The following is a 3286-nucleotide window of genomic DNA, read 5'->3' on the forward strand; positions in this document are numbered from 1 at the left end:
CGGGTTCTGGATCGACAACGACAACGACTACTGGATCGACCACGGGCTCTACGAGAAGATCCGTGCCGACCGTCCCGGCTGGCTGCTGAGCAACAACAACGAAGACACGCCGATCATGGACACGGTCAGCAATGAGCAGAAGACCGGGATGACCCCGGCCTACGACTACCCCCAGGCCATCTGGACCCCGCAGCCCCGGCTCACCGAAGCCTGCTTCAAGCTGCCCAGCAGCGGGGCCTGGTGGTACAGCGGCACCGACTCGGCGGTGGACCACGGACTCACCCTCGGCCGGCTGATCAGCAACTCCGGATCCTCGGTCAAATCGCTGATGGCCGAAACCGCCCAGGTGAATGGGCGGTTCCCCAGCAAACAGGAAGCCTTCAACGACTACGCCAAGAGCTATCTCGACAAGATCTGGGGGTCGCTGGGCGGCACCGAGGGCGGCGGCTACTCCTACGGCGGACTGCAACCCGGCGCCTGGAACGACGGCGCCCACGGGGTGACCACGGTGAGCGAGGCCGACCCCGACCGCCACTTCGTCCACGTCCTCACCAGGCCCTCGGGCTCCACGCTGACCGTGCGGGACAACGGCTACAAGGCGACCGGCGTCACCGACTTCCGCACCGGCAAGAAGCTGAACTTCCGCCAGAGCGACGGCAGGATCACCATCTCCGGCATCACCGGCTGGGATCCGTACGACACCGTCCTCGCGGTCCGCACCGACGGCCGCCAGGGTGTCCTTCCGGCCAGTTCGATCACCGCGAGCGCCAGTGTCTCCGCGAGCGGCCACCCCGCCTCCGCCGTACTCGACGCCGATCCGGAGACCTACTGGGACAACAGCACCACCCTGCCCGCCTCGGTCACCTTCGATCTGCGGTCGGCCAAGAGCCTGCGCTATCTGGCGGTGAACCAGCGCGAGTGGTCGGTCTCCTACGCCCGCTCCGACACCGAGCAGTCCGCCCGCATCCGCGACTACCAGGTGCAGGTCTCCAGCGACGGCCAGAACTGGGGCAGCCCGGTGGCGAGCGGCACGCTGCCCAGCCGCCGCGCAGTGGCGTTCATCGACATCCCCGCCACCACCAAGCGCTATGTCCGGCTCACGGTGAACAGCACCTGGGCGGCGGCCACCGACACCAAGCACTACCGCAAGCTGCTGCTCGACGAGGTGCGCATCGGAACCGCCTACCCCGGCAGCGGCTCATGACCCGGTGCCCGACGACGCCATCGACCATCGCGGACGACAGCACCACCCCCGACGGCGGGGCGCCGCGGATCCTTCACCGCCGGCCAACGGCCCGACTGACGGTCCGTGCCGTCCCGTTGACCCATCCCCACCCAGATGGAAGGCAGGTCGAAGCCATGAACGACACCACACCGCACACGGCCCCCGAGGCGACGGACCGGACCCGTACGGACGCCGGGGAAACCGCCTGGCAGACGCCCGACTACGTGGTCGTGGAGACCGCGCTGGAGGTCACCGCCTACTCGCTGAACGCCCGCTGAGCTCCCCCGCCATGCGTGTGCGCGTGCTCGGCACCGCGGCGGGTGGCGGCGTACCCCAGTGGAACTGCGCGTGCCCCGGATGCTCCGGGGCACGCGCCCACCCGGGGTGGCGCCGCCGCCATGCCTCGCTCGCCGTCCAGGCCGCCGAAGGCCGCTGGTATCTGGTCAACGCCACCCCCGACCTCGGTGAACAGGTCGAGGACTGCCCCGAGTTGCACCCCGGGCCACAACCGCGCCGAACCCCGCTGGCCGGGGTGATCCTCACCGACGCCGAACTCGACCACACCCTCGGCATCGCCCGGCTGCGCGAGGCGGATGCCATCGGGATCGTCGCCACCACCCCGGTCCGGCACGCCCTGCTGACCGGACTTCACCTGGGCGAGGTCCTCACCCCGTACGCCCGGCTGGACTGGCGCCCCCTCGGCCCCGAGGACCGCCCGCTCGCCGAGGACTCGCCGCTGACCGTCGGCGCCGTCCCCGTTTCCGCCAAACGCCCCCGCTACGCGGCCGGACTCGACGCCCCGGATGACGACGCCGATGACGCCGATGACGCGTGGGTGGTCGCCCTGCGGCTGACCGACCGCACCACCGGCCGCTCCCTCCTCTACGCCCCCGCGCTCGCCGCCTGGCCCGATGCCTTCCAGCGCGCCGCCGAGAGCGCCGACCACGTCATCGTCGACGGCACGTTCTGGTCCGATGACGAGCCCCTCACCAGCGGCTTCGGCTCGCGTACCGCAACCGCCATGGGGCATCTGCCGATCGACGGACCGGACGGCACGGCGCGGCGGCTCGCCGCACTCGACGCGCGCACCCTGTACACCCACCTCAACAACACCAACCCCCTCAACGACCCGGCCGCGCCCCAGCACACGGTGTTGCGCGAGCTGGGCGTCGAGGTGGCCGCCGACGGGATGGTGATCGACCTGTGAGCACCCCACGGACACGTCTTGAAGAGCGGCTGCGCGCGGTCGCGCAGGAGCGCTACCACGACCGCCACCCCTTCAACGCACGGATGCACGCGGGCGAACTCACTCCCGCCGAACTGCGCCGCTGGATCCTCAACCGGTTCCACTACCAGCGCCATATCCCCATCAAGGACGCGCTGATCACCGCCAAACTCGACACCGCACGGCTGCGCCGGATGTGGCTGCGGCGCATCCAGGACCACGACGGCGCCGTCGACGGCGAGGGCGGCATCGAGCGATGGCTGCGGCTCGGCGAGGCCGCCGGTCTGGACCGGGACCGGCTGCTGTCCGGCGCCGAGGTGGTGCCCGGGGTGCGGCTGGCGGTCGACGGCTATGTCAACTTCTGCCGGCTGCGCGGCCCGCTGGAAGCCGTCGCCGCCTCGCTCACCGAGCTGTCCGCGCCCGGCATCATGCTCACCCGTATCGACGCCTTCGAGCGGTACTACCCCTGGATCGAGCGCGCGGGCCTGGCCTACTTCCGCAACCGGGTCGACCAGGGGCGCCGGGACAGCACCGAGGCGCTCGACCTGGTCCTGACCTGGGCGCGGAGCCCCGAGGACGAGGACCGCGCGGTGGCGGCGCTCGCCTTCAAATGCGATGTGCTGTGGTCGCTGCTGGACGCGGTCGAGCACGCCGACACCAAGGACGGCCCGGGGGAGGGTCCACCAGTGACCACCGCCGACACCCCACCTACCCCGGGTACCTCACCCACCCCGGGCACCTCACCCGCCCCGGACGCCTCACCGGCCCGGAACGCCTCACCCGCCTTGGACACCCCGCCCGCGCCGCCCGCCCCGGCCGGGTGGCGGCCCGCGCCG

At 71.3% G+C, this 3286-nt stretch carries 3 protein-coding genes and 1 pseudogene; all 4 read left to right on the forward strand.

All coding sequences use genetic code 11. The features are described 5' to 3' along the window. A partial coding sequence (locus KN815_RS31050) for a discoidin domain-containing protein (RefSeq protein WP_216345192.1) occupies nucleotides 1–1204 on the forward strand: 1204 nt, incomplete at its 5' end. A 155-nt stretch (nucleotides 1205–1359) separates the two neighbouring features. Beyond that, a complete protein-coding gene (gene pqqA / locus KN815_RS31055; protein ID WP_078639109.1) occupies nucleotides 1360–1503 on the forward strand; it encodes a pyrroloquinoline quinone precursor peptide PqqA in 144 nt (47 codons plus the stop codon). Nucleotides 1504–1514: 11 nt separating this feature from the next. Then, on the forward strand, nucleotides 1515–2432 hold the full coding sequence (gene pqqB, locus KN815_RS31060; RefSeq protein WP_216345193.1) for a pyrroloquinoline quinone biosynthesis protein PqqB: 918 nt from the start codon (nucleotides 1515–1517) through the stop codon (nucleotides 2430–2432). After that, nucleotides 2429–3130, forward strand: a pseudogene (gene pqqC / locus KN815_RS31065) (pyrroloquinoline-quinone synthase PqqC); the annotation flags it as partial. The gene pqqB and the pseudogene pqqC, both read left to right, overlap by 4 nt. Between the last annotated feature and the right edge of the window lie 156 nt (nucleotides 3131–3286).

Source organism: Streptomyces niphimycinicus, assembly GCF_018883605.1.
Taxonomy (GTDB): Bacteria; Actinomycetota; Actinomycetes; order Streptomycetales; family Streptomycetaceae; genus Streptomyces; species Streptomyces niphimycinicus.